22 protein-coding genes and 1 pseudogene are annotated in these 24,615 nt (G+C 69.5%); 9 read left to right on the forward strand and 14 right to left on the reverse strand.

The annotated features are described in order from the left end of the window. Positions 1-811: 811 nt before the first annotated feature. Positions 812-1,606, reverse strand: coding sequence for a helix-turn-helix domain-containing protein (locus tag N7925_RS07180; RefSeq protein ID WP_274343392.1), 795 nt, complete (start codon positions 1,604-1,606; stop codon positions 812-814). A gap of 166 nt (positions 1,607-1,772) precedes the next feature. Between N7925_RS07180 and N7925_RS07185 the strand changes: the two genes are divergently transcribed. After that, positions 1,773-3,281: an alpha/beta hydrolase gene (locus tag N7925_RS07185; RefSeq protein WP_274343393.1), complete on the forward strand. Its 1,509-nt coding sequence runs from the start codon at positions 1,773-1,775 to the stop codon at positions 3,279-3,281. Positions 3,282-3,297: 16 nt separating this feature from the next. On the opposite strand, the gene N7925_RS07190 is transcribed toward N7925_RS07185, so the two are convergent. Both N7925_RS07190 and N7925_RS07195 read right to left on the reverse strand, forming a co-directional pair. Next, complete coding sequence (locus N7925_RS07190; protein ID WP_274343394.1) at positions 3,298-4,038, reverse strand: MerR family transcriptional regulator; 741 nt, start codon at positions 4,036-4,038, stop codon at positions 3,298-3,300. A 296-nt stretch (positions 4,039-4,334) separates the two neighbouring features. Next, on the reverse strand, positions 4,335-4,946 hold the full coding sequence (locus N7925_RS07195) for a TetR/AcrR family transcriptional regulator (protein WP_265598662.1): 612 nt from the start codon (positions 4,944-4,946) through the stop codon (positions 4,335-4,337). 129 nt (positions 4,947-5,075) lie between these two features. Here N7925_RS07195 and N7925_RS07200 point away from each other — a divergent pair, with 129 nt between their 5' ends. The 6 genes and pseudogenes from N7925_RS07200 to N7925_RS07225 all read left to right on the forward strand — a co-directional run bounded on the left by N7925_RS07200 (position 5,076) and on the right by N7925_RS07225 (position 11,042). Continuing rightward, on the forward strand, positions 5,076-5,723 hold the full coding sequence (locus N7925_RS07200) for a hypothetical protein (protein ID WP_274343395.1): 648 nt from the start codon (positions 5,076-5,078) through the stop codon (positions 5,721-5,723). Positions 5,724-6,033: 310 nt separating this feature from the next. Next, on the forward strand, positions 6,034-7,452 hold the full coding sequence (locus tag N7925_RS07205; RefSeq protein WP_274343396.1) for an alpha/beta hydrolase: 1,419 nt from the start codon (positions 6,034-6,036) through the stop codon (positions 7,450-7,452). 191 nt (positions 7,453-7,643) lie between these two features. Continuing rightward, a pseudogene (locus N7925_RS07210) lies at positions 7,644-8,695 on the forward strand (PP2C family protein-serine/threonine phosphatase); the annotation flags it as partial. Positions 8,696-9,015: 320 nt separating this feature from the next. After that, positions 9,016-9,375 carry a hypothetical protein gene (locus tag N7925_RS07215; protein ID WP_274343397.1) on the forward strand — a complete coding sequence of 120 codons (360 nt, stop codon included), beginning with the start codon at positions 9,016-9,018 and terminating at the stop codon, positions 9,373-9,375. Between the two features lie 565 nt (positions 9,376-9,940). Then, the gene (locus N7925_RS07220; RefSeq protein WP_274343398.1) at positions 9,941-10,591 is read left to right on the forward strand and encodes a hypothetical protein; all 651 of its coding nucleotides are present in this window, start codon (positions 9,941-9,943) and stop codon (positions 10,589-10,591) included. Then, positions 10,566-11,042 (forward strand): hypothetical protein, encoded by a 477-nt coding sequence (locus tag N7925_RS07225; protein ID WP_274343399.1) that lies wholly within the window; start codon positions 10,566-10,568, stop codon positions 11,040-11,042. The genes N7925_RS07220 and N7925_RS07225 overlap by 26 nt, the downstream gene beginning before the upstream one ends. A 58-nt stretch (positions 11,043-11,100) precedes the next feature. Here the strand turns inward: N7925_RS07225 and N7925_RS07230 are convergent, their stop codons facing one another. The 3 genes from N7925_RS07230 to N7925_RS07240 all read right to left on the reverse strand — a co-directional run bounded on the left by N7925_RS07230 (position 11,101) and on the right by N7925_RS07240 (position 15,154). Continuing rightward, positions 11,101-11,364 carry an IS3 family transposase gene (locus N7925_RS07230; protein ID WP_443032124.1) on the reverse strand — a complete coding sequence of 88 codons (264 nt, stop codon included), beginning with the start codon at positions 11,362-11,364 and terminating at the stop codon, positions 11,101-11,103. A gap of 237 nt (positions 11,365-11,601) precedes the next feature. Beyond that, entirely contained in the window at positions 11,602-12,930 is a 1,329-nt protein-coding gene (locus tag N7925_RS07235) for a class I SAM-dependent RNA methyltransferase (RefSeq protein WP_274343400.1), read from the reverse strand. 175 nt (positions 12,931-13,105) lie between these two features. Then, positions 13,106-15,154: an APC family permease gene (locus N7925_RS07240; protein ID WP_274343401.1), complete on the reverse strand. Its 2,049-nt coding sequence runs from the start codon at positions 15,152-15,154 to the stop codon at positions 13,106-13,108. Between the two features lie 322 nt (positions 15,155-15,476). Here N7925_RS07240 and N7925_RS07245 point away from each other — a divergent pair, with 322 nt between their 5' ends. Both N7925_RS07245 and N7925_RS07250 read left to right on the forward strand, forming a co-directional pair. Beyond that, the gene (locus N7925_RS07245; RefSeq protein ID WP_007454533.1) at positions 15,477-16,145 is read left to right on the forward strand and encodes a potassium channel family protein; all 669 of its coding nucleotides are present in this window, start codon (positions 15,477-15,479) and stop codon (positions 16,143-16,145) included. Then, a complete protein-coding gene (locus N7925_RS07250; RefSeq protein WP_032793112.1) occupies positions 16,145-16,822 on the forward strand; it encodes a potassium channel family protein in 678 nt (225 codons plus the stop codon). The genes N7925_RS07245 and N7925_RS07250 overlap by 1 nt, the downstream gene beginning before the upstream one ends. An 84-nt stretch (positions 16,823-16,906) precedes the next feature. On the opposite strand, the gene N7925_RS07255 is transcribed toward N7925_RS07250, so the two are convergent. The 8 genes from N7925_RS07255 to N7925_RS07290 form a co-directional block, all read right to left on the reverse strand. Further along, positions 16,907-17,695: a DUF3159 domain-containing protein gene (locus N7925_RS07255; protein ID WP_274343402.1), complete on the reverse strand. Its 789-nt coding sequence runs from the start codon at positions 17,693-17,695 to the stop codon at positions 16,907-16,909. A 3-nt stretch (positions 17,696-17,698) separates the two neighbouring features. After that, positions 17,699-18,124, reverse strand: a complete 426-nt coding sequence (locus tag N7925_RS07260; RefSeq protein ID WP_170994444.1) for an OB-fold nucleic acid binding domain-containing protein — start codon at positions 18,122-18,124, stop codon at positions 17,699-17,701. 75 nt (positions 18,125-18,199) lie between these two features. Beyond that, positions 18,200-18,895: a response regulator gene (locus N7925_RS07265; RefSeq protein WP_265598884.1), complete on the reverse strand. Its 696-nt coding sequence runs from the start codon at positions 18,893-18,895 to the stop codon at positions 18,200-18,202. 157 nt (positions 18,896-19,052) lie between these two features. Next, a complete protein-coding gene (locus N7925_RS07270; RefSeq protein ID WP_265598885.1) occupies positions 19,053-21,596 on the reverse strand; it encodes a sensor histidine kinase in 2,544 nt (847 codons plus the stop codon). Between the two features lie 180 nt (positions 21,597-21,776). Further along, the gene (locus N7925_RS07275; protein WP_003965725.1) at positions 21,777-22,511 is read right to left on the reverse strand and encodes an ABC transporter ATP-binding protein; all 735 of its coding nucleotides are present in this window, start codon (positions 22,509-22,511) and stop codon (positions 21,777-21,779) included. Positions 22,512-22,697: 186 nt separating this feature from the next. Continuing rightward, complete coding sequence (locus N7925_RS07280; RefSeq protein WP_265598886.1) at positions 22,698-23,471, reverse strand: DUF3710 domain-containing protein; 774 nt, start codon at positions 23,469-23,471, stop codon at positions 22,698-22,700. Between the two features lies 1 nt (position 23,472). After that, positions 23,473-24,003, reverse strand: coding sequence for a dUTP diphosphatase (dut, locus tag N7925_RS07285; RefSeq protein WP_274343403.1), 531 nt, complete (start codon positions 24,001-24,003; stop codon positions 23,473-23,475). Continuing rightward, complete coding sequence (locus N7925_RS07290; protein ID WP_265598888.1) at positions 24,000-24,584, reverse strand: PaaI family thioesterase; 585 nt, start codon at positions 24,582-24,584, stop codon at positions 24,000-24,002. Before N7925_RS07290 ends, dut begins: the two co-directional genes overlap by 4 nt. Between the last annotated feature and the right edge of the window lie 31 nt (positions 24,585-24,615).

The following is a 24,615-nucleotide window of genomic DNA, read 5'->3' on the forward strand; positions in this document are numbered from 1 at the left end:
GATCTGTCCCTCGGTGCCGACTCCCGCTTCATCGCTGGGCGGTTCTCGCTCCGATGCCTGCGGCAATGGAATCCGAGCGATGCTTCCTCAGCACATGGTGACCCACTCGACCAGTGCGTGCGGAAGGTCGAGTGCGGCAGGACGGGCAACCAACAGGCCTCTCTGCCGGTGGGTTGAGACTTCGAGCACCCCCCTCAACGGCACGGGGGCCTTGTCCGTCGCGGCCTCACCTCGACCTCACGGGCGTCACCCGATCAGTGGCCACGCTGAAAACGCGCACTGAGCCTCACACCAGGCCCTATCGAGCACGGCTTCACCGAGAGGCGGTAAAGAAAGGAGCCCCCTCAAGCCGTACTCGACCCACCGTCACCTGCAGAAACGAGCATCTGACACCTCAGCAGAACGTGCGTCGGAAGGGCCCAACGCGCGTCGAATATGCGTCGATATATCGCCGTAACGCCCACAGCGCACATAACGCACACCACTCAAACCTGCAGGTCAGGCGGCCTTTGCGACAGGTTCAACGCCACGCACTCCACATGGCGCGTCATCCGAAAGATGTCAGCCTGCGCCCACCACAAGAAAGAGCAGGTCAGAAGGGGGGCTCCGACTCCCCGTGTCACCCGTTGGCCCCCGGAACGTCAAACGAGCGTCACGGTTGACGGCCCGGAGATGCCGGGAGAGTCGCCGACCCGGTCGCGTCGCAGCCGAGGAGGCCGTCCGCGCAGGATCATGGGCAACCGTCCCTATCGCGACGTCGGTCCGGGCGCGACCGAGTGGGACGAGGGCAGCAGGACCCCGCATCCCTGGCTCATCCGGGCAGGTCGGGATGAGCGACAGGCTGGTATACCGGCTCACCCCGGGAATCGTTCCATTCGCTCTCCGTGGTGTCGTCCTCGAAGAGGATCGCGTGGACGCGTCGCAGCACGTCGAGGTGGGCGCGGTTGTAGTACTCGACCAGCGCGTGCACGACGACCGACTCGGCGACCGCTGCCTCCCTGTGCGAGGACGAACCCAGGTCGGCCAGGCCGGGGTGGTCCCTGTGCTGTTGGCGGACATCGGGCGCCATTCGTTCCGCCAGCCGCTGCCGCACTTCGTCGGGGGCGTCCTCGTCGAGTGCCGCGAATTCCGCTTCGAGATCCCCGCGAGGTCCCGCGAGCTGTTCTTGGAGGGCTGCCATCGCCACGGGTGTGAGGATGCTGGAGTAGGCCATGAGGAGGGACCGCTGGGTCTCGGGCAGGTCGTCGGCGAGCGTCTGGAAGTCCTGGGGCATGTCGAGCGCGGCCCGGTTCTCCAAGACGGCCGCCAGTTCCCGCCGCATCCGCTGCCGGCGTTCGATGTCCGCCGCGAGTTCGGCGTCCAGGTCCCGGAGGATCTGCCGCGCCTCCTCGTCGCCGCTCTCGATCGAGGGGACGTCCCCGAGGGCCACGCCGAGGTCGGTCAGTCTGCGGATGCGCAGCAGGCGGACCAGATGGCTGACCTCGTACCGTTTGTAGCCGTTGGACGCCCGTTCCGGCTCTTCCAGCAAGCCGATCTCGTGGTAGTGCCGCACGGTCTTGGTCGTCGTGCCCGCGAGTCCCGCCAGCTGACGCGTACTCCACGCCACCAGAAGCCCCTCCTCCAGCATTCTCCCCGACACCCATTCAAGACCGTGCCCCCGGGGCACGGTCAACCACCGGCCGGTTCCACGTCGGCCCTTGTTGACCCTGCCCCAAGGGCACGGAGTGGAATGGTCGCGACCACGACCACGAACCGGTATGCGGAGACTGGACATGAAACGACAAGGCAGTGCAGGTCAGAGCCTGGCCCTCTTGGTGGTACTCAGCCTGGGCGGCTCACTGGCCGCGGTGCCCGCCGCCGCCGATGAGCCCAGAACGCCGCAGGTGGAGTGGGGCCAGTGCCCCGACGACGTCGTGGCCGAAGCCGCTCCGACCGAGCTGCGGTGCGCCACCGTACCCGTCCCGCTGGACTACGCCGACCCGCAGGGCACGCAGATCGACCTCACCGTCTCCCGGCTGGCCGCCGCCGACCCGGACAAGCGGCGCGGCCTCCTCATGCTCAACCCGGGCGGCCCCGGAGGGTCCGGGCTGGCGCTGTCGGCGCTGCTGGTGGCCCAGGGCCTGCCCAGCAGCGTCACCGACCGCTACGACCTGATCGGCATGGACACCCGCGGCATCGGCCGTTCCACACCGGTCAGCTGCGGCTTCACCACGGACAGCCCCTACTACTCCAACATCCCGCCCTACGCGGTCGACGACGCCGCGGTCACCGCACAGGCGGAAATCGCCGAGCAGGCGGCCGAGCAGTGCGCGGACAACGACGACGGCATGCTGCGCCACCTCACCACGGCGAACACCGCCCGCGACCTGGACCGGATCCGGGCCGCGCTCAACGAGGAGAAGACCAGTTACCTGGGCTACTCCTACGGCACGGCACTCGGCGCCGCCTACGCGTCGATGTTCCCCGAGCGCGCCGACCGGATCGTGCTCGACAGCAACATCGGAGACACCCACCTCGACCGCGACGGCCTGCGCCGCTACGCGCTCGGCATGGAACAGACCCTGCCGGACTTCGCGAAGTGGGCCGCCCGTCGGCACGACAGCTACGGACTGGGCCGCACCCTCGAACAGGTACGGGCGTCCTACCTCACCATCGCCGGCACACTCGACGACGCTCCGGTCGCGGGGATCGACGGCAGCCTCTTCCGGCTCCTGACGTTCGGCCACCTGTTCAAGCAGTCGCAGTACCCCAAGCTGGCGCAGACCTGGCAGGCGCTGCTCGAAGGTGACGAGGCGGCGGCCCGCGGCCTGGCTGCCGTCCCCAAGGGATCGGCGGACGGGGCGTTGTCGCCGAACGACAACGCCCTGACGGTGTTCCTCTCCGTCACCTGCAACGACGTCGAGTGGCCCGAGGACGTCAACACCTACCGGCAGGGCGTCGCCGAGGACCGCGAACGCTACCCGCTGTTCGGCGCCGCCACCGCCAACATCACACCGTGCGCCTTCTGGCCGTACACCCCCGCCGAACCGCCGGTGAAGATCGACGCCGAGGGTCCGCGCAACGTGCTGCTCCTGCAGAACCGATGGGACGCGTCGACCCCGCACCGGGGCGGGAAGTTGCTGCGCGAGAAGTTCGGCGACCGGGCGCGGCTGGTCACTGTCGACGACAGCGGGCACGGCGTGTACGTCCTGGGCAAGAACTCCTGCGCGCTGAACACCGCCACGGGCTACCTCGTCGGGGGCGAGATGCCCACGAAGGACACGTTCTGCCGCGCGGACTGACCTTCCCCGGAGGCCGTCACCGTGGGTCGCCCGTAGCGGACAGAAGTGTGTGCAGACGCCGCATCACGTCGAACTGGGGCGGATTGTAGAGATCGGTCATGGCTTTGCCGATGGTGCGAGCGGTGTGCTGCCGGCCGCGCGGGGCGTCCGAGGCGAGGTCGCTCAGCCCGGGATGCTTGGCCCGGAGACCTCGGACGTAAGGCACGAGACATTCAGCGAGAGTCCGGCGCGCCGGCTCGTCCGCATCGGCGGGAAGCTCGTCGAGATCGCGTGCCACCGGCTGCGGCTTCTCACGGAGCGAGTCCGCGTAGGCGTCCATCCCACTGGGGCCGAGGACCGTACCGAGGACGGTGACAAGAGAGCGGTCGGGGTCAGGGAGCTCTGCTGTCCCGTCCACGGAGGCGAGGCGGAGGGGAAGATCGGTCGTGGCCGTTCTGCGCATGTGGGCGCCGACCTCGGCGCGGGCGTGTCGCAGGCGTTCGATGGCGGCGGCCGACTCCTCGTCGAGAGCCGGCAGATCACGCGGGACCGGGTCGGCATCCGGGCCGTCACGCATGTCCGCGATCCGGGAGAGGGAGAAGCCCAGAGCGGCGAGGCGCTTGATTCGGAGGAGTCGGACGGGATGGCTGACGCCGTACTGCTCGTACCCGCTGGAGAAGCGCTCCGGCCCGTCGAGCAGGCCGATGTCGTGGCAATGCCGTACGGCCCTGAGGCTGGTGCCGGCCAGCTCCGCCATCTCCCGGGTGCTCCACGCCACGATCGATGTCTCCCTCACCGTCCGGTGCGGTCGGCGCGGTCGCGCCGTGGACCTATGGAGAACCATGACGCAACGGCAGGCCGGCGCAGGCGAGAGCGTGGTCCCGCAGCAAGCTGTTGAGCTGAGGGAGCACCCCGGCCGGCGTCGTACTACCTCGGGTACCTGGTACGCGTCTACCTGGTACGCGTCGTCCGAACCGCAGCCACCGGGCCAGTACGCCGGCAGTGGAGTCTCCACGCTCTGCTCGCGCCCCTACCCGCCAGGCGGAACCGGCGCAGAGGGGTGGTTGGTTCGGTTCACGGCCGAGTCGGTCCGGCGGATGGTGCGGGGCCGGCGGAGAGGACGTGGTCGACGGCGGCGTTGAGGGTCTCGGTCTCGGAGATGAGGACGGATTCGCTTGCGGGCAGGGCACGTTGGACCGAGAGTCCGTTGAGGACGGTGAGAAGGAACCTGACGTCGCGGGTGTGGTCTCCCGGAGGCAGTGCGCCTTCCTCGGCGAGCACGGTCAGCCAGTGTTCGACCCGGCGCTCCGCCTCCCGTTCATGGCCGAGGTATGCAGCGCGTACTGGTTCGGTCGACTCGGGTTCGATGAAGGCCCGATACATCGTGCCCCACGCGGTTCGCGCGTCTTCGTTGGTGCCGAGCGGTGCGAGAACCTGCCGCAGGCAGTTCAGCAGCCGGTCGCGGGGCGGCAGTGTCCGGTCCCGGATCGGGTCGCCGGGCAGGAGGTGCTCGTAGATCCGCGCGAGCAAGCTGTCCTGCAGGGCGCGCTGGGTGGGGAAGTGGAACCTCAGCGAGCCGGTGCTCACTCCCGCACGCGCGGCGACCGCTCGCACGCTCAGCTTCGCCGTCATGTCCTCGGCGATCATCTCCGCAGCGGCCTGGAGGATCTTCTCGCGTGTTTCCATGCCTGCTCTCCTTCGCTTCTCCCAGCTCTCCTTACTGTACTGGCACGCCGTACTAGTACAGCGTGCTAGCGTGTCCCTAACACGCTGTACTAGCGATGGTGCGGCTGATACGCGAAGGAGGGACGGAGCATGGCCTGGAAGCAGTGGGCGGCGTCCAAGCGCCTCAAGCCGGGAGACGGCAGGGAACTGCAGCGGTTCCGCTGGTGGCAGCTCCCCCTGCGCTCCCTGTTCTGGCTACGGCTTCCCGGTGCCGACGGCCACGCCCACCTGCACGCCGTCGACGTACGGCACTGGGCGCGCTTGGACAACAGCAGGATCCGGGCGCATCTGTTCCTGGACGGCAGGCACGTGGCCGAGTCGAGATTGCCCGCGGCCTTCCCAGTCGACGGGGGCGTCATCGAGGTGGCGATGAGCAACTACGGCATCAGGCGCTGCCACTACCGCCCCTTGGGCGGACAGCCGCAGCAGCTCACGCCCGACCCGGCCTCGGCGGAGGGACGGCGGGCTCATTTCGGCACCCGCCATCCGGGACTGAGCAGGGCGATCGGCATCGGATCGGTGTTGCTGCTTGTCATCGGTGTGGGCCTGAACCTGTTGCAGCTCGCTGAACCCGTCTCTCAGATTCCTCCCGTCGCGCAGCGGGTCGGAACGTTCGAATCGCCGATACATCTGCCGATCTGGCTGAACCTCGCACTCGGGGGCGGGGCCGTTCTGGCGAGCATGGAGCGCGCGCTCCGCCTGCGGTACTCCTCTCTCCTCGACACGGCGGGTCACTGACCTCTCGCAGTGAGGAAGGCACAACCACGTCAGCCCTTTTCGGCTGGCTTCTCGCGCGACCGGCACGGCCCGGCCCGGCCGCATGGAATGACGCAAGCACGGCGAAAGGAAGCTCATCATGATCCGGTCGAAGCCAAGGCCCGCCGCCCGGTACGGGGCGGCGTTCGCCGCAGCCCTCATGGCCCTGACCGGGTGTTCGTCAGGTGCCTCGGGCCCGCGCAGCACGTCCGCAGCGGGCACGTCGACCTCCGTCCCGTCCCCTGGCCCGCTCACCTGGAGCTCGTGCGGGAAGAACCTTGAATGCGCCACGGTGAAGGTGCCGCAGGAATACACCGAGCCCGATGGCGCGCGGATCCCGCTCGCGGTCATGCGGCACCGGGCCACTGATCCCGACCACCGCATCGGCAGCCTGATCTTCAACCCGGGCGGGCCCGGGGTTCCCGCCACCGAGACACTGCGTAATCTGCCCAGAACAGCTGGCACTCCTGGCGCCTTCTCGCCCGCGGTGCTCGCCAGGTTCGACATCATCGCAATGGACCCGCGCGGCGTCGGCGGATCGCGGGCCGTTCGCTGCCTGACCGACAAGCAGCGAGCCGACGCCTCAAGCACCGCCTTCGACCCCGAGATCCTTGGAGGCAAACCCCTGCCGCGGCTGCTGGCCGAAGCCGCCGCGTTCACCGACGGCTGCGTCAGACACCAGAGCAAAGCGTTCCTGGCCAGCCTGTCCACCGACAACGTGGCCCGCGACATCGACCAGGTTCGCTCCGCGCTCGGCGAGGACAGAATCACCTATTACGGCTTGTCCTACGGCACCGTGGTCGGCCCGATGTACGCCACCCTGTTCCCTCACCGCGTCCGCCAGATGGTGCTCGACGCGCCCGTCGACACCAACCTGTGGTTCGGCGACTCCCTCACCTTCCTCAACGACGTCGCCGTGGCAAGCGAACGGACGCTCAACGCCTGGTTCGAGAGCTGCCGCACCGAAGGGACCGCAGAGTGCCCGTTCGGTGCGGGAGACCCACAGGCGGCGTTCGACGCGCTGATCGACACGCTGGAAGCGAAGCCGCTGAAGATCGCAGCCGCCAATGGCGCCACCCCGGGCGGTGAACTCGACGGCGCCATGGCCCTCGAGGCCACCCGAGCTCTGGCCGGCGACCAGAACACCTGGCCGTTGCTGACCTCGGCGCTGCTGGCCGCACAAGACGGCAACGGCGCGCCCCTGTACACCCTGTGGAGCAGCGTCACGGTATCCCCCTTCCCTGTCCCTACCGCGATGTTCGAAGCCCACACCGCGGTACGCTGCGCCGACTGGCACACCCCGTCCGGCATCGCCGCGCACAAGGCCGCCGCCACCAAGGCCGTTGCCGAAGCCAAGCGGATCGGGACCCGGGCCGCCTACTCCGCCCTGAACTGCGCTCGGTGGCCCGCGCCGGACAAGGACCGTGTCACCAGGCCGCTCACCGGCGCAGGTACGCCCCCGGCACTGGTGGTCGCAGGCCGACTGGACCCCGTCACCCCCCACCACTGGGCCGAGAACATGACCCGAACCCTGGACTCTGCGGCTCTGCTCACGCGTGAAGGAGTCGGACACGGCTCCTACGGCACCAACTCTTGTGTCAATAGAGCAGTCGACGCCGCCCTCGTCCGTGGCACCCACCCCACTGACGGCACCGTATGCAAGACAGACACGCCCGCCACCACCCGCCCCCTCGTCCTCGCGAACCGTTGAGTCACAGCCGGACTTCACTCGCGTACTCATACGCACGGCATGACCGTAGAGTGAGCAGAAGGACATGCGCTGTCTGGTCAGCTCCGCCAACCTGACCGGCAAAGCCACTGGACGCGTACCGAACGCCAACGTGGAACTGTCGTTGAAGGTGCCGATCGACCACCCCGAAGTACAGCGGCCCGGTCCAGTAGGTCGCCTCCGCACCCCAGGCGCGCAGCTAGGAGACCGGGCGGTCAGTGCTCGAACCCGTCCTCGCCGAGGCAGGCGGCTGGCTCGCCCAGGACCTCGCACGGCTCGAACGGGCCCTGGTGGCGGGCGTCCACTCCCTGATCACGGTGCCCCTGCGAGCACGCGAAGTGACCCTCGGGGTCGTCAGCTTCTACCGCTCGGAGCAGCCCGCCCCGTTCGAGGACGACGACGGCCTGTCCTTGGCTCAGGAACTGGTCGGCCGCGCGACGATCTGCATCGACAACGCCCGCCGCTACACCCGCGAACACGACACCGCCCTCGCCCTGCAGCGCAGCCTGCTGCCCCGAGGCCGCGCCGACCAGAGCGCGGTCGAGGTCGCGTACCGCTACCTGTCCGCGCAGGCGGGGGTAGGCGGCGACTGATTCGACGTGATCCCGCTCTCCGGCGCCCGCGTCGCACTGGTCGTCGGGGACGTCGTCGGCCACGGTCTGCACGCCGCCGCGACCATGGGCCGGCTGTGCACTGCCGTCGACAACTTCTGCTCCTTGGACCTGCCCCCGGGCGACCTGGTCGCACGTCTCGACCGGGGCGAGGGCTGGGCGGTGGAAAACACCCACCAGGACTCTCCAGCATCATCGGTGGCGACCTGCCTGTACGCCGTCTACGACCCGGCGTCCCGGCACTGCACCCTCACCCGTGCCGGGCACCCCATGCCCGCGATCGTCGGCCCGACGGTGACGTGGACTTCGTCGACCTGCCCTCGGGATCGCCGCCCGGCCTCGGCGGCACGCCCTTCGAGACGGTCGAGCTGGAACTGGCCGAGGGCAGCCAGCTGGTCCTCTACACCGACGGCCTCGTCGAGGACCGGCACTGGGACATCGACACCGGCCCGGACCAGCTCCGTACCGTCCTGGACACCGGCCCGGACCAGCTCCGTACCGTCCTGGCCTGCGTCGGCCGGGCCGTGGAGGACACCTGCGAGGCGATCCTCGACGCCCTGCTGCCCACCCGCCCGAGCGACGACGTAGTTCTCGTCGTCGCCCAGCTCACCGCACGCTGGGGACCCGCTACACCTCCGACTGCAAGATCATCCGGACCGAACGGTCACTGCTCTGACGACAGCCGCCCCACCTTGGCGTCCATGATCCAGCCATGATCCACGGCCCCTGGCCCCGCCTCCGAGACCCCGCCCGCACGTCGACTTCTCTCCCGCACGGAAGGCCCGGCGACCGTATGCAACGGGATCCCTTACGGCCTTGGTTTGCCTTCCCCGCCACGTAGGGACGACAGGACCAGACACCCGTACCGGGTGGTGAGTACTGCCGCTGTGACGGCGATCGAGAGGGCGAGCGCGATGTACCGGTGTGCCACGGAATGGTCATCGAGGACCTGCAGGATGCCGAGCGCCGTACCGAGAGGCAGGCCGAGAATGGTCAGGACGCCCAGCGCTCCGCTGATCTGCTGGCTCTCCTGCGTCTGCACGAGCCTGCTGTAGTCGGTTGCTTCGGCGAGGATCTCGTTGCATCTCACGGGCAGCCGGTGCTGGTTCTGGAAGGCGAGCAGCAGATCGTTCGCCGTGCCGTGGGCAGTGAGGTGCTGCCCCCAGTAGGTGCTGCGGAAGGCCGCGATGTTCCTCTCCTATGCCGAGAGGCGACGTGCCGGCCGGGGCGAGACGAATACCTCGGAGAGCTCGTCGGTGAGCTCGTCGATGTGATCGCGTTGCAAAGCCCCTAGGAGCAGAGCGTCGAGATAGACGGTACGGGAGTGCAGCGCACCGTAGGTGAAGAAGTCACCCTCCCCCGTGTCTGTCCGGTGGCCGAGGAAAGCGGTCCCCTGACGCAGAACCAAGGCGCTCCAGTCCGCCGAGATCCTGACGGTGTCCCCTTGAGCTGCTCACCAGCGGTCTCGGGCGGCAGGGGGAAGTCCTCCGGAGTGGAGCGTGACGCCAACTGCCACAGCCAACGGTCCGCGGTGGCGGGCAGTTCACCTTCGAGGCTGGCGCGAAGGGCCGGGGCGTGCTGCCCCGCAGGGCTCAGGAAGGCGATGGTGTAGGGCCGGGCGTCGAAGGACGGCGCGTCGGCCGCGCGAAGGGCGGCGACCCCCTCGAGCAGCCGGGCCGGGTCGAACGGTCCGGAAAGCGGTGCGTCGGTGTCTCGCCTACGCCGACGCCATCAGTCCAGGCAGCCCTAGGCTTCCGGGTACGCCCGACCCTCTCGGCACTCGGATCTGCACCATCTTCGGGGACCCCGCCGAAGGCTATCTGGCTGCTTACCAAATGCAGCAGAGCGATCGTGCCGCAATGGAGTTCCTTGCTGAGATCTCCGGAGTGGCCGACCTCAAGAACTACTGGAACGACGTCGGCGTCAATGCAGATTCCGCTTGGGCACTCGCAGCCTTCACACCCTTCGGCAAGATTAAAGGCTTGCCCAAGGGAGCCATCACGGTCAAGGGTGCAATCACTGGATCCAGGGCATACCGTCCGATCCTCAAATGGACGCGCGCTGACGGTAGCGACGGCTGGGGCCACGTGCAGAGTGCCCACCGAACCGGCGGAAAAGAGTGGCTTGAGGACCCGAGCGGCAAGGGAGTACTCGAAGGTAAATTCGTCAGAGGCGAGCGCCTCAAGAAAAGAATCCAAGAAGCGGTAGGGCAGGGTAACGTCTCCGCCAATACGCAGGGGCGCACTGGAATTGTATACGAACGCAATTTCGGTCCGTCGCATCCCACAGGCAAGGTCGCCCCGAACAGGGGTGGCCATATATCAACGACGATCAGGGTAGTACTCGACGCCAATGACGGGGCCGTCGTTACTGCGCATCCGGTACAGTACTGTCGATCCATAGGGTGCCGCCCGGAGGAGATCCCACCTCCGGGCGGCACCTCCCTTCCATTCGACAAACGTCTCCTTACAACAAGGTTACTACGTGCTGAGCATCGAGTTCACCCCTGAACTAGGCAGGGATACACCCCCCGAACTTGAGAGCGCTGCGCTGCGGGGCGAAATTAACTGGGCCGAACTCTCCACGTTGCTCCTTCGCTACACCTACTTCATCTATCCTGTTACGCTCACGGTCGACGATACGGAAATTATCACGCAGAATCGCCTCCCTCTCATTGATTTCATGTTTTGTCTCGCATATTCGGTCGAGGAACTTCGCGAAACAGGCAAGGGCGGGATAAGCTTTACTGAGGATTCATCGGAGATTCACATTTCCCTGAAGAGTGACCGCCTTGTTTTTTCCCCCACCTGGGCTGAGCCTGTAAACGCATCCTGCGGCGTAGAAGAATACGCTCGGGCGGCGTCTCGTTTCATTCGTTCCGGCGCCCAAATGGTTGTCGATCGCTATCCGGAAATGGGGAATAACCCAGCAATTCGCGAACTTCGAAATGCTGCCCTTTGATTTCTCGGGAAAGATGTCGACGACTGCCGGTCGGCGTCCCCCGTCCGACTTCAGGTGGTCAGGAGGGAGTGACGGGGCTCGGGTTCGTTCGTTTGGCCGTTGCCTGGTCGGCGGAGTGCCCCTCCTCGAACTCGATCGGGCTGAGGTAGCCAAGCCGTTTCTGGGTGCACCGGGAGTTACAGAAGCCGTCGACGTACTCGAAGAGTGCGAGGTCGGCCTCGGCCCTGGTGGCGAAGGTCCGGCCGCGGATGCACTCCGTCTTGATCAGCATCCACAGATTCTCCGCGAGGGCGTTGTCGTAACTGTCCCCGGCCGATCCCATGGACGCCTGGACTCCAGCCCTCAGCAGGTGGGCTGTGAGCTCGAAGATCCCAGCAAAAACCAAGGGCCCGACTCCGAAGAGTCGAGCCCTCTCGCTCAAGGCCAACCTGGCGTTCCATCAGAGGCATCAGCCTCCTGACGCCCCATCAGAATGTGCGCCAGCCGTGCGTCGCTCATGCGTCAAGATATCGCCCTAACGCCCACACCGCACATAACGCACACCACTCAAACTCGCAGGTCAGGCACCCTTTGCGATGGGTTCCAGAATCGCCACGCACTCCACATGGTGCGTCATCGGGAACAGGTCGAACGCCCTCAGCGTCCGCACCTTGTATTCCCCGTCCCGGAAGTACGCCAGGTCCCGTGCCAGCGCCGCCGGGTCGCAGGCCACGTAGGCGATCTTGCGTGCGCCCAGCCCGGACAGGTGCTTGACGACCTGCTTGCCCGCGCCGGCGCGCGGCGGGTCCAGGACGATCAGGTCGCACTCCGTGATGCCGGTGCGGGGCAGGACCTGGTCGACCTTGCCGTGTTCGATGCGGACCCGGTCCAGGTCCTTCAGGTTGTGGCGGGCGTCCTCGACCGCGCGCTTGCCGGACTCGATGCCGAGGACCGCGCCCTTCTCGCCGAGGCGCTGGCCGATGGCGCCGGCGAACAGGCCGACGCCGCAGTAGAGGTCGAGGGCGGTGTCGTTCTTGCGGGGCAGCAGGCCCTGCATGACCGCGCGGACCAGGGTGTTGGCCGCCTGCGGGTGGACCTGCCAGAAGCCGCCGGAGCCGACGCGGTAGGTGCGGTCGTCGGCGCGCTCGCGGACGAAGGCGCGGCCGTGGACGCGGTGGACGCCGCCGTCGTTCTCGTCGACGCGGAGCACGGAGACCGGCTTGTCGAGTTCGACGAGGGGGAGCCTGCCGCCGGGCTTCGGGGTGAGGATGACCTGGCGGTCGTTGGAGCCGGTGGCGGTGATGGCCTCCACCCCGGCGATCTGGGGCCATTCGCGCTTCTCGACGCCGAGCTCCGAGACGCCCGGCGCGGCGATCAGGCAGCGGTCGATCGGCTGGACGTCGTGCGAGCGGTGCTTGCGCAGGCCCGCGCGGCCGTCGGCGTCGACGGCGTACTGGACACGGGTGCGCCAGGCCGGCACCTCGCCCGCGGGGAGCTTGTCGCCCTCGGCCGGCATGACCGTGCCGTCCCAGCCGGCCTCCTCGGGGGTCAGGCCCGCCAGCCGCAGGAGCTGCTCGGCGATGACCTCGCCCTTGAGGCGGCGCTGCGCGCCCGGCTTGGCGTGCTGCCAGTCGCAGCCGCCGCACAGGCCGGGGCCGGCGTACGGGCAGGGTGCCTCGACGCGGTCCTTGGACGGCTCGATGATCCGTACCGCGTCGGCCCGCAGGAAGCGGGAGTCCGTGTCGCCGTCGGTGACCTTGGCGATGATCTTCTCGCCGGGGAGCGTGTGGCGTACGAAGAGCACCTGGTTCCCGGCGGTGCGGGCGATGCAGTGACCGCCGTGTGCGACGGGCCCGACCTCGACCTCGTACTCCTCCCCGACCAGCGACGACGTGGGTTCGTTCTGCATGTGGGGAGGCTCCAGGGAGAAAGGGGGCAAACGGTCGGGCGTGCGGCCGGACGACAGCCCACCAGTCTACGCGGGCACGGTGAGGGTGCTGACCACACGCGGCCCCGCCGCCTCGCGCCCCCCGGACGAGGGCGTGACAGCCGCACGCCACCGGCCGGTCTCGCCCCTCGCGGTCTCACCTCTTGCGGTTCGGCTCCTTGTGCCTCCGCTCCACCGGGCCCCGGCGGACCGAGCCCGGGGCGCTCCAGTCGGCGCGCTTGCGGGCCCGCTTCTTCGCCGCCTCGGAGGACTGGAGCTGGTACGGGACGGAGGTGACCATGACGCCCGGGGTGAAGAGCAGTCGGCCCTTCAGGCGCAGGGCGCTCTGGTTGTGCAGCAGGTGCTCGTACCAGTGGCCGACCACGTACTCGGGGATGTAGACGCTGACCACGTCGCGTGGACTCTCTCGGCGCAGGCCCTTCACGTACTCGATGACCGGGCGGGTCACCTCCCGGTAGGGCGAGTCGAGGATCTTGAGGGGGACGTTGATGGCGCGCCGTTCCCAGTCCTCGCGCAGCGCCTTCGTCTCGTCCGGGTCGACGCTGATGGAGAGCGCCTCCAGGCGGTCGGCGCGGATCAGTTTGGCGTAGGCGAGAGCGCGCAGCGTGGGGCGGTGGAGCTTGGACACCAGGACGATGGCGTGGACGCGGGAGGGGCGCACGCTCTCGTCCGCGGGCGTCTCGTCGGCGGCGATCTCGGCGGCGACCCGGTCGTAGTGCTTCCGGATCGCGGTCATCGTGCCGTAGAAGATGACCATGCCGAGCAGGGCCACCCAGGCGCCGTGGGTGAACTTGGTGGCGAGGACGATCACCAGGACCACGCCGCAGAAGAAGGCGCCGAAGGCGTTGATGGCGCGGGAGCGGATCATGTGGCGGCGGTTGGCCTGATCCCGTTCGTCGGTCAGCAGGCGGTTCCAGTGCCGCACCATGCCGGTCTGGCTGAGGGTGAAGGAGACGAACACCCCGACGATGTAGAGCTGGATCAGCTTCGTGGAGTCGGCTCCGTAGACCCAGACCAGCAGGATCGCCGCGCCGGCCAGCAGCACGATGCCGTTGGAGAAGGCGAGGCGGTCGCCGCGGGTGTGCAGTTGGCGCGGCAGGTAGCGGTCCTGGGCGAGGATCGAGCCGAGCAGCGGGAAGCCGTTGTACGCGGTGTTGGCGGCGAGGAAGAGGACCAGGGCGGTGGCGGCCGCGAGGATCATGAAGAGGAGGGAGCCGTGGCCGAAGACCGCCTCGGCGACCTGGGCGATGACCGGGTCCTGGGTGAAGTCCGCGCCGACCGGGACGCCGTCGCGGATCAGGTCGGCCGCCGGGTTCTCGGCCATCTTGACGTCGGTGGCCAGGGCCAGGCCGATGATGCCGCAGAACATGGTGACGGCGAGCAGCCCCATCATGGCGAGCGTGGTCGCGGCGTTCTTGCTCTTGGGCTTCCGGAAGGCGGGCACGCCGTTGCTGATGGCCTCGACCCCGGTGAGGGCGGCGCAGCCGGAGGAGAAGGCCCGCAGGAGGAGGAAGACGAGCGCGAGGCCGGCCAGCCCCTCGTGCTCGGGCTTGATCTCCAGATCGGCGGTGGGGGCGTGCATCGTGTCGCCGAGGACCACTCCCCGGAACGCGCCCCACAGGATCATGAGGAAGACGCCGGCCACGAAGAGGTAGGTGGGAATGGCGAAGAGCTTCCCGGACTCCTTGACGCCGCGCAGGTTCATCAGGGTGAGCAGGACGATGGCGCCGATGGCGCAGAGCGTCTTGTGCTCGATGACGAACGGGATCGCGGAGCCGAGGTTCTCGACGCCGGAGGAGATCGACACGGCGACGGTGAGGACGTAGTCGACGAGCAGGGCGCTGGCGACGGTCAGTCCGGACTTGGGGCCGAGGTTGGTGGTCGCGACCTCGTAGTCGCCGCCGCCGCTCGGGTAGGCGCGGACGTTCTGCCGGTAGGAGGCGACGACCGTGAACATGAGGACGACGACCGCGACGGCGATCCAGGGGCTGAAGTGGTACGCCGACACCCCCGCGATGGACAGCACGAGGAGGACTTCTCCCGGTGCGTACGCCACCGAGGACAACGGGTCGGACGCGAAGACGGGGAGCGCGATGCGTTTGGGGAGGAGGGTCTCCCCGAGCTTGTCGCTGCGCAACGCCCGGCCGATCAGGATCCGTTTGGGCAGGTCGGTCAGTTTGGACACGCTGAGGATCGTAAGCGGAGCCCGTGGCCAAAACGCACGCCCTTTCGACGTGGCTCCCCAATCTCCTGCGGTCGGCGGAGAACGCCCTGTCATTCTTTAACGCAATCCTTGCGCCCGTTCGGCCTATTTTGCGCTCCCTTTGCCGGAGTGCGTGAGGATGCGGACACTCGGGTGAGGGATTGACTGCCCCGGCGCATAAGCTCGACTCCGGGCCGCACCGCGGGTGCGGGCGCCGTTGTTTGCCCAGCAAGCTGAGAGAGAAGTGTGAGCAGCGTGTTTTCGCAGGTCAGCCGGATGACCAGGACGGCGGGGTAGGCGCACAGTGCACATCGTCATCATGGGCTGCGGGCGCGTCGGAGCCGCTCTCGCACAGACCCTGGAACAGCAGGGGCACACCGTCGCGGTGATCGACCAGGACCCCACGGCGTTCCGTCGCCTCGGGTCCGGATTCGGCGGTCGCCGGGTCACCGGGGTCGGCTTCGACCAGGACACCCTCCGCGAGGCGGGGATCGAGGACGCCGGCGCGTTCGCCGCGGTCAGCAGCGGCGACAACTCGAACATCATCGCGGCCCGGGTGGCCCGCGAGATGTTCTCCATCGAGAACGTCGCGGCGCGGATCTACGACCCCCGCCGCGCCGAGGTCTACCAGCGTCTCGGCATTCCCACCGTGGCGACGGTCCGCTGGACGGCGGACCAGATGCTGCGGCGGCTGCTGCCTTCGGGCGCCGAGCCCCTGTGGCGCGATCCGAGCGGGGGTGTGCAGCTCGCCGAGGTGCACACGACGCCGTCCTGGATCGGCCACAAGATCAGCACGCTCCAGGAGGAGACGGGGGTCCGCGTCGCCTTCCTCACCCGGTTGGGCGAGGCCATACTGCCGAGCTCGCAGACCGTCCTCCAGGAGGGCGACCTGGTCCACGTGATGATGCGCACGGACGAGATCGCCAAGGTCGAAGAGGCCTTCGCCCAGGGTCCCGAGGAGGACGGTCACTGATGCGTGTGTCGATTGCCGGGGCGGGCGCGGTGGGCCGTTCCATCGCCGCCGAGCTGCTGGAGAACGGGCACGAGGTGCTGCTGATCGACAAGGCGCCGACCGCCATCTCGGTGGAGCGGGTCCCGATGGCCGAGTGGCTGCTCGCGGACGCCTGTGAGATCACGTCGCTGGACGAGGCGGCGCTGCAGCGGTGCAACGTGGTGATCGCCGCGACCGGGGACGACAAGGTCAATCTGGTCGTCTCGCTGCTCGCCAAGACCGAGTACGGCGTGCCGCGCGTGGTGGCCCGGGTGAACAACCCGAAGAACGAGTGGCTGTTCAACGAGTCCTGGGGCGTGGACGTCGCGGTCTCGACGCCGCGTCTGATGTCGGCCCTGGTCGAGGAGGCGGTGAGCGTCGGCGATCTGGTCCGGCTGCTGCGCTTCAGCCACGGCGACGCCAACCTGGTGGAGCTGACCCTGCCGCCGGAGTCGGCGCTGGCCGGCACCCGGGTCGGGGACGTCGCCTGGCCCGAGGACACCTCGCTGGTGACGATCATCCGGGGTACGCGGGTGCTGACGCCGAGCCCCGAGGAGTCCCTGGAGGCCGGTGACGAGCTGCTGTTCGTGGCCGCCCAGGCGCGCGAGGAGCAGCTGGAGGATCTGTTGTCGGTCCGCCGCGATCCTTCGGAGGACTGACCGGCAGAGCGATGGGGAAGGGGCCCGGAACCGCTGAGCGGTTCCGGGCCCCTTCCTCTGGGATGCCAGGTGTACGGATACGGGTCAGGCGTCCGGGTCGCGGAGCGGTGCGGCGGCCCGCGCCTTGCGCTCCTTCTCGGCCTGTTCCTCGGCCTCCATCTCGGCGAAGACGTCGATGGGCGCCGGCGCCTTCGCGAGGAAGACCCAGGTCAGATAGACCGCGAGCAGGAACGGCGGGATCTTCAGCGCGATGAGCACCCAGCCGAACTCGGTGGTGTCGGCCCACCAGTAGAGCGGGAAGAGGATCGCGCACTTGGCCAGCAGGATGAAGCCCCAGGCGTAACTGGCCTTGGTGTACGCCTTCTTCCGGCCCGGGTTACGGGTCCGCCAGGAGAGGTTCTCCTTGAAGACCGGGCCGAGGATCAGGCCGATCAACGGCACCCCGGCCACCGCGGTGCCGATGTAGGCGACCGCGAGGCCCAGGGTGTAGAGCATGCCCGGCAGGTAGAAGTCCTTGGCGTCGCCCGTCATTTTCGCGAAGAGGACGCCGAAGGCCACCCCGAAGACGCCGCTGAAGGCGTGCTTGACGGTGTCCCGGCGGATCAGCCGGACGGCGACCAGGGCCAGGGAGACCGCCAGGGCGGCGATGGCCGAGGCGTTCAGGTCCTTGTTGATGGTGAAGATCGTGACGAAAAGCAGCCCGGGGAGGACTGTCTCCACCATGCCGCGCACGCCGCCGAAGGCCTCGAAGAGGGCGGCCTCGGTGACGGCCTTCGCGTCGTCCTGCTGAGCGGCGTGCCTCCCGCCGGCGTGCTGCGGGTCCGTGCGGTGGGGCTGGTCCGTTTCGGACGTCGGCTTGTCGAGAGACGTCACCGGCTACTCCTTGCCGAGCGGTCGGAGTTCGTATGTGGGGTTGAACAGCACCCGGCGGCCATGGCTCATGGCGACCCGCCCCGAGGCGATGATCCTGCGGCCGGGCTCGATGCCGACGATGGAACGACGGCCGAGCCAGACCACGTCCAGCGGCTCGGTGCCGTCGAAGAGCTCCGCCTCCAGGGCGGGCACTCCGGCCCGGGGACGGAGGGTGACGGTCCGCAACGTACCAGCCACCTTCACGATCTGCCGATCGGAGCACTCGGAGATCCGGGTGCATCCGGTGGCCTGCGCGTCCTCCCGCAGCTCCTGGGACTCCAGGTCCTCCTGGGAGCTGGAGAGCCGGTCGAGCATACGGCGGAAGCGCCCGGAAGGTCTCGCCGCCTTCCCGGCCTTCCCGGCTTTCTCGGATCGGGGAACAGCACTCATACCCGAAGGGTACCGGTCCTGCGAGCGGTACACGGAGGCGCTGGGCGACCACTCGAAAGAGTGAGCCGGCGCCCGTCAGCCGCGCTCGAAGCGGTAGCCCATGCCCGGTTCGGTGACGAAGTGCCGGGGGTGCGAGGGGTCCGCCTCCAGCTTGCGGCGCAGCTGGGCCATGTAGACCCGCAGATAGTTGGTCTCGGTGCCGTAGGAGGGGCCCCAGACCTCCTGGAGGAGCTGCTTCTGGCTGACCAGGCGGCCGCCGTTGCGGACGAGGACCTCCAGCAGATGCCATTCGGTGGGGGTGAGGCGTACGTCGCGCCCGGACCGGTGCACCTTCTTCGCCGCCAGGTCGACGGTGAAGCCCGCCGTCTCGACCAGCGCGATGTCCTCGGCGCCGCCCTCCTGACCGACCGGTTCCGCCCGGCGTACCGAGGCGCGCAGCCGGGCCAGCAGCTCGTCCATGCCGAACGGCTTGGTGACGTAGTCGTCCGCACCGGCGTCCAGGGCCTCCACCTTCTCGTCGGAGGTGTGGCGCGCGGAGAGTACGAGGATGGGCACCCGGGTCCAGCCGCGCAGGCCCCTGATCACCTCGACCCCGTCCATGTCGGGCAGCCCGAGGTCGAGGAGGACGACGTCGGGGTGGCGGGCGGCGGCGAGCTGGAGGGCGGTCGCCCCGTCGGGCGCGGCGTCGACCTCGTACTGGCGCGCCTTCAGGTTGATCACGAGGGCGCGGACGATCTGCGGCTCGTCGTCGACCACAAGCACCCTGGTCATCGCGGACCTGCCTTTCTGCTGCACGGGGAGGAGGGGAGAGCTGTGCTGTACGGGGAGGAGGAGGCGGCGGGAAGCGCCCGGGGACGGGCGGCGTACGCCCCGGGGCGTCCCGGGCCGCGAGAGCGAGTCATGCGGTGGCCCGGGCTTCGGGGACCTGTCATGAGGTGGCCCGGGCCGGCAGCTCGGCCTCCGTCCGGACGCCGCCCGGCGCCGCGGTGAGGGTCAGGACCATGGTCAGCCCGCCGCCGGGGGTGTCCTCGGCGTCGAGGGTGCCGCCCATGGCCTCGGCGAAGCCGCGGGAGACGGCGAGGCCGAGGCCCACTCCGGCGCCGCGCGGGGCGTCCCCGTACCGCTGGAAGGGCTCGAAGATCCGTTCCTTGGCCTCGTCGGGGACGCCCCGGCCGCGGTCCACGACCCGCAGCTCGACCCGGCCGCCGAGGGCGCTGGCGGCCACGGCGACGGGCTCCTGGCCGGGGTTGTACTTGACGGCGTTCTCCACGATGTTGGCGACGACCCGCTCCAGGAGCCCCGGGTCGACGGCGACCATCGGCAGCGTCTCGGGGATGTCGAGGTCGACGCTGCCCTCCGGGACGCCGCCGAGCGCCATGGGGACCACCTCGTCGAGGTCGATCTCGCGGATCAGCGGGGTCACGGTGCCGGTCTGGAGGCGGGACATGTCCAGCAGGTTGCCGACCAGATGGTCCAGCCGGTCGGCGCCGTCCTCGATGCCTTCCAGGAGTTCCGCCTCGTCCGCCTCGGACCAGGCCACGTCGTCGGAGCGCAGCGAGCTGACAGCGGCCTTGATGGAGGCCAGCGGGGTGCGCAGGTCGTGGCTGACGGCGGCGAGCAGGGCGGTCCTGATCCGGTTGCCCTCGGCGAGCCTGCGGGCCTGCTCGGCCTCGCCGACCAGGCGCTGGCGGTCCAGGACGACGGCGGCCTGGGCGGCGAACGCGCCGAGCACCCGGCGGTCCTCGGCGGGCAGTACCCGGCCCGACAGCGCGAGGGCCATGTTGTCGCCGACCGGCATGTCCACATCGGCGTCGTCGGGGCGGGTGACCGGGGCCGGCCCGACGGATCCGGCGCAGGTCCACGGCTCCACGTCGCTGCTGCGCTCCAGCAGGGCGACGGACTCCATGGCGAAGGTCTCGCGGACCCGTTCCAGCAGGGCGTCCAGAGCGGTCTCGCCGCGCAGCACGCTGCCCGCGAGGAAGGAGAGGATCTCCGACTCGGCGCGCAGCCGGGCGGCCTGGTGGGTGCGCCGGGCCGCGAGGTCGACCACGGAGGAGACCGCCACCGCCACCGCGAAGAAGATCACGATGGCGACGAGGTTCTCCGGGTCCTGGACGGTCAGGGTGTGGGTGGGCGGGGTGAACCAGTAGTTCAGCAGCAGGCTTCCGACGGCCGCCGAGGCGAGTGCGGGCCGCAGCCCGCCGAGCAGGGCGGCGGCCACCGTCAGGAAGAGGAAGAGCAGGACGTCGTTGGCGAGGCCGGGGGCGTCCTCCATGGAGCGCAGCACCACCGCGAGCAGGACGGGGCCGACGACGCCGACGAGCCAGCCCCAGATGATCCGGGCGCGGCCGAGCCGGGCGCCGCGGGCCATCGGCAGGCCGCGGCCCTTGGCGACCTCCTCGTGGGTCACGATGTGGACGTCGAGGTCGGGTCCCGACTCGCGGGCGACGGTCGCGCCGACCCCGGGGCCGTAGATGTACTGCCATGTCTTGCGGCGGCTGGAGCCCAGCACGATCTGGGTGGAGTTGACGCCGCGGGCGAACTCCAGCAGGGCGGCCGGTATGTCGTCGCCGATGACGTGGTGGAAGGTGCCGCCGAGGTCCTCGACCAGGGTGCGCTGGACGGCCAGCTCCTTCGGGGACGCGGAGGTCAGGCCGTCGCTACGGGCGATGTAGACGGCGAGGATCTCGCTGCCGGAGCCCTTGGCCGCCATCCGGGAGGCGCGGCGGATGAGGGTGCGGCCCTCGGGCCCGCCGGTCAGTCCGACGACGATGCGCTCGCGGGCCTGCCAGGTGGTGCGGATGTTGTGCTCGCCCCGGTACTGCTGGAGGTACTCGTCGACCCGGTCGGCGACCCAGAGCAGGGCCAGCTCGCGCAGGGCGGTGAGGTTGCCGGGGCGGAAGTAGTTCGAGAGGGCCGCGTCCATCTTGTCGGGCCGGTAGATGTTGCCGTGCGCCATCCGGCGGCGCAGCGCCTGGGGCGACATGTCGACCAGCTCGATCTGGTCGGCCCGGCGCACCACCTCGTCGGGGACGGTCTCCCGCTGCCGGACCCCGGTGATCGACTCCACGACGTCGCCCAGCGACTCCAGGTGCTGGATGTTGACCGTGGATATGACGTCGATCCCGGCCTTAAGGAGCTCCTCGACGTCCTGCCAGCGCTTGGCGTTGCGCGAGCCGGGGACGTTGGTGTGGGCCAGCTCGTCCACGAGCGCCACCGCCGGGGCCCGCTCCAGGACCGCGTCCACGTTCATCTCGGTGAAGACGGTGCCCCGGTACTCCAGCTCCTGGCGCGGCAGCAGCTCCAGCCCGTGCAGCATGACCTCGGTCCGCGGCCGGTCGTGATGCTCCACGAACGCCACCACACAGTCGGTCCCGCGCTCGACCCTGCGATGCGCCTCGGAGAGCATCGCGTACGTCTTGCCGACGCCCGGTGCCGCGCCGAGATAGATCCGGAGTGTGCCGCGTCCCATGGCCCCATTGTCTTCTTCCGTCCGGCCCTGTCGTGGGGAGGGCCGGTGGCGCCCGGTGCGGCTGCCGTCCTCGACGCTACTCCGCCGGGGGGCGTGGTTCGGTCCCGGGAGTGCAGGTGGGGGGCGTATTGACGGAACTCTGATGCGCGTCGGGGCGGGGGCGGGTGCGCTGGGGGAACGTCAGCCGTGTTCGACGATGTGGCCGTCGCTCAGCTCCAGGACCCGGTCGGCGAGGCCGAGCAGCTGGGGATCGTGGGTGGCGACGAGTGCGGTGACGTTCTCACTGCGTACGACCGCGCGGAGCAGTTCCATCACGGCTAGCCCGGTCTCGGCGTCGAGCTGTCCGGTGGGCTCGTCGGCGATCAGGAGGGCGGGGCGGTTGGCGAGGGCGCGGGCGATGGCGACGCGCTGCTGCTGGCCGCCGGAGAGCTCGCCTGGACGCTGCTCGGCGTGGTCGGCGAGGCCGACGAGGGAGAGCAGCAGGGCGACCCGCTCGTCGCGCTCGGCCGGGTCGGCCTTGCGCAGCCGCAGGGGTACGCCGACGTTCTCGGCGGCGGTCAGGATCGGGATGAGGCCGAAGGACTGGAAGATGAAGCCGACCCGGTCCCGGCGCAGCTCCAGGAGCCCCTTCTCGCCGAGCCCCGACAGCTCGGTGCCGTCGACGGTGATCCGGCCGCCGTCCGGGGTGTCCAGGCCGCCGACCAGGTTGAGCAGGGTGGTCTTGCCGGAGCCGGAGCGGCCCTTGAGCGCGACCAGCTCGCCGCGGGGGATCTCGAAGGAGACCCCGCGCAGGGCGTGCACGGCCGCCGCTCCGCTCCCGTACGAGCGGTGCAGGTCCTCGACCGTGACCATGACCGTACGGGCCGGGTCCTCGGCCAGGGCCGTGCCGGACTGCCCGCTGGTGCTCTCGGTCATGCTGCTCCCCCGTACTCACGTGCTCACGTGGTCTGCGTCGTCGCCCGCCAGTATGTGCGTCCGGCGCACGGCCGGGCAATGGCCGGTGGGCCGCACCCGGGGAACATGGCCGGTGGGCCGCACCCGGGAAAGGGTGCGGCCCACCGGCCATGTTCCGCTCAGTGCCGCCGGTGCCGCGGCGTGCCGCTAGCGGACCTCGGTGATCTCGGGTCCGCGCTGGAGCTGGCCCATGCCGCCGGAGAACTTCGAGCCCTCCTGCTCATCCTGCTGCACGCCCTCGGGCACCATCTGGGCGTCGTTGGGGAGCTTGAGGACGATCGGGTCGCGGGGGGCCATCGGGCCGTCGCCGCGGACGACCACGGTGTCCCGGAAGATCGTCTCCAGGAGCCCGGCGGCCTCCGGCTGGACGGCGCCCTGGCCGGAGATCACTCCGCGCAGGAACCAGCGCGGCCCGTCGACGCCGACGAAGCGCACGAGCTGCACACCACCCGTGCCGTCCGGAAGCTGTACGGGGACCTGCGCGCGCAGCTCCCAGCCCAGCGGGCCCTCGACCTCGTCGATGATGCCGCCCTGCTGGGTGATGCCCGAGGCGATCTCGTCGCGGACCTCGCCCCAGATGCCCTCTTTCTTGGGGGCGGCGAAGGCCTGCAGCTGGACCGCGCTGTCGCGCAGCACCACGGTGGCGGCGACGATCGCGTCCCCGGCCACCTCGACGCGCAGCTCCATGCCCTCGACCCCGGGGACGAAAATGCCGCCCAGGTCGACCCGGCCCTCGCCGGGCTCGGTGACCTCGGTGCTGTCCCAGGGTCCGTCCGGCCTGGGGGCCGGCGGAAGGTTCATCCGACGGGCGCCCTTGGCGGCGCCGTCACTGCCCTCGGGCTCGTCGGCGACCTGCTCGGCCTCGCGCACCTCGTCCGCCGCGTCCTCGGCGGAACCACTCTTCTTGCGACGTCCGAACACGTCACTGTCCTTCCCGGTCGGATACGACCGAAGCGTAGCTGTTCCCACCGTGGGTGATCCCGCCCTCGGCGCCGTCCACCGACGCGTGGCCGCCGGTGGACCCGAAGCCCCCTTCGGCCCGCGCCGAGCCGGGAAGTTCCGCCACCTCGTGGAAGCGCACCTTCTCGACCTGCTGGACAACCAATTGGGCAATCCGGTCGAACCGTTCGAATCGCACGCTCTCGCGTGGATCGAGGTTGACCACGATCACCTTGATCTCCCCACGGTACCCGGCATCCACGGTCCCTGGGGCATTCACGAGGGCCACTCCGCAGCGGGCCGCGAGGCCGGAGCGCGGGTGAACGAAGGCGGCGTACCCGTCGGGCAGGGCGATCGACACCCCGGTGGGGAGCACCGCGCGCTCGCCGGGGGCGAGTTCCGCGGCCTCGGTGGTCGCCAGGTCGGCCCCGGCGTCGCCCGGGTGTCCGTAGGCCGGCATCGGCACGTCCGGGTCGAGCAGGCGGATCAGTACGTCGACGGGGTTGCGGGTCACGGGTTCACCTCGAAGGCGCGGGCGCGCCTGACCTGGTCGGGGTCGGACATGGCGGCCTGGATCTCGGCGGGCCTGCCGTTGTCGATGAAGTGGTCGACCTTGACCTCGATGAAGAGGGCGTCGGCCCGGACCGCGACGGGCCCGTCGGGGCCGCCGATCCGGCCGGTGGCGGTGGAGTAGATCTTCCGGCCGTGCACGGCGGTGATCCGGGCGTCGAGGTGCAGCACGGTGTCCACGGGGACGGGGCGGAGGAAGTCGGTCTCCAGCCGTCCGGTCACCGCGACGGTGCGCAGCAGCCAGTTCAGCGAGCCGAGGGTCTCGTCCAGCGCCGTGGCGAGCACACCGCCGTGGGCGAGGCCGGGGGCGCCCTGGTGGGCGGGCTGCACGGTGAACTCGGCGGTCACGCTCGCGCCTTCACCGGCCCGCGCCATCAGGTGCAGTCCGTGCGGCTGTCCCCCGCCGCAGCCGAAACAGTGTTCGTAGTGCGCTCCGAGGAGTTCGCCGGGGGCGGGCGCGTCGGGGTGCCGGACGGGCGCGACGGCGTCTGCCGGGGGTGTCAGAGCTGCTGATGTTCCACTCACAGGCGCAGACCTTACCCGCGCGGCAGTCCGC

Source organism: Streptomyces sp. CA-278952 (assembly GCF_028747205.1).
Lineage (GTDB): Bacteria > Actinomycetota > Actinomycetes > Streptomycetales > Streptomycetaceae > Streptomyces.

Bases quoted from the DNA above. Each gene is read 5' to 3' on its own strand.
- N7925_RS07195 (WP_265598662.1), bottom strand. From the start codon at position 4,946: ATGGAAACACGCGAGAAGATCCTCCAGGCCGCTGCGGAGATGATCGCC.
- N7925_RS07215 (WP_274343397.1), top strand. From the start codon at position 9,016: ATGGTCATCGAGGACCTGCAGGATGCCGAGCGCCGTACCGAGAGGCAG.
- N7925_RS07270 (WP_265598885.1), bottom strand. From the start codon at position 21,596: ATGGGACGCGGCACACTCCGGATCTATCTCGGCGCGGCACCGGGCGTC.
- N7925_RS07250 (WP_032793112.1), top strand. From the start codon at position 16,145: ATGCGTGTGTCGATTGCCGGGGCGGGCGCGGTGGGCCGTTCCATCGCC.
- N7925_RS07200 (WP_274343395.1), top strand. From the start codon at position 5,076: ATGGCCTGGAAGCAGTGGGCGGCGTCCAAGCGCCTCAAGCCGGGAGAC.
- N7925_RS07260 (WP_170994444.1), bottom strand. From the start codon at position 18,124: ATGAGTGCTGTTCCCCGATCCGAGAAAGCCGGGAAGGCCGGGAAGGCG.
- N7925_RS07235 (WP_274343400.1), bottom strand. From the start codon at position 12,930: ATGCAGAACGAACCCACGTCGTCGCTGGTCGGGGAGGAGTACGAGGTC.
- N7925_RS07185 (WP_274343393.1), top strand. From the start codon at position 1,773: ATGAAACGACAAGGCAGTGCAGGTCAGAGCCTGGCCCTCTTGGTGGTA.
- N7925_RS07220 (WP_274343398.1), top strand. From the start codon at position 9,941: ATGGAGTTCCTTGCTGAGATCTCCGGAGTGGCCGACCTCAAGAACTAC.
- N7925_RS07265 (WP_265598884.1), bottom strand. From the start codon at position 18,895: ATGACCAGGGTGCTTGTGGTCGACGACGAGCCGCAGATCGTCCGCGCC.
- N7925_RS07275 (WP_003965725.1), bottom strand. From the start codon at position 22,511: ATGACCGAGAGCACCAGCGGGCAGTCCGGCACGGCCCTGGCCGAGGAC.
- N7925_RS07230 (WP_443032124.1), bottom strand. From the start codon at position 11,364: ATGGGATCGGCCGGGGACAGTTACGACAACGCCCTCGCGGAGAATCTG.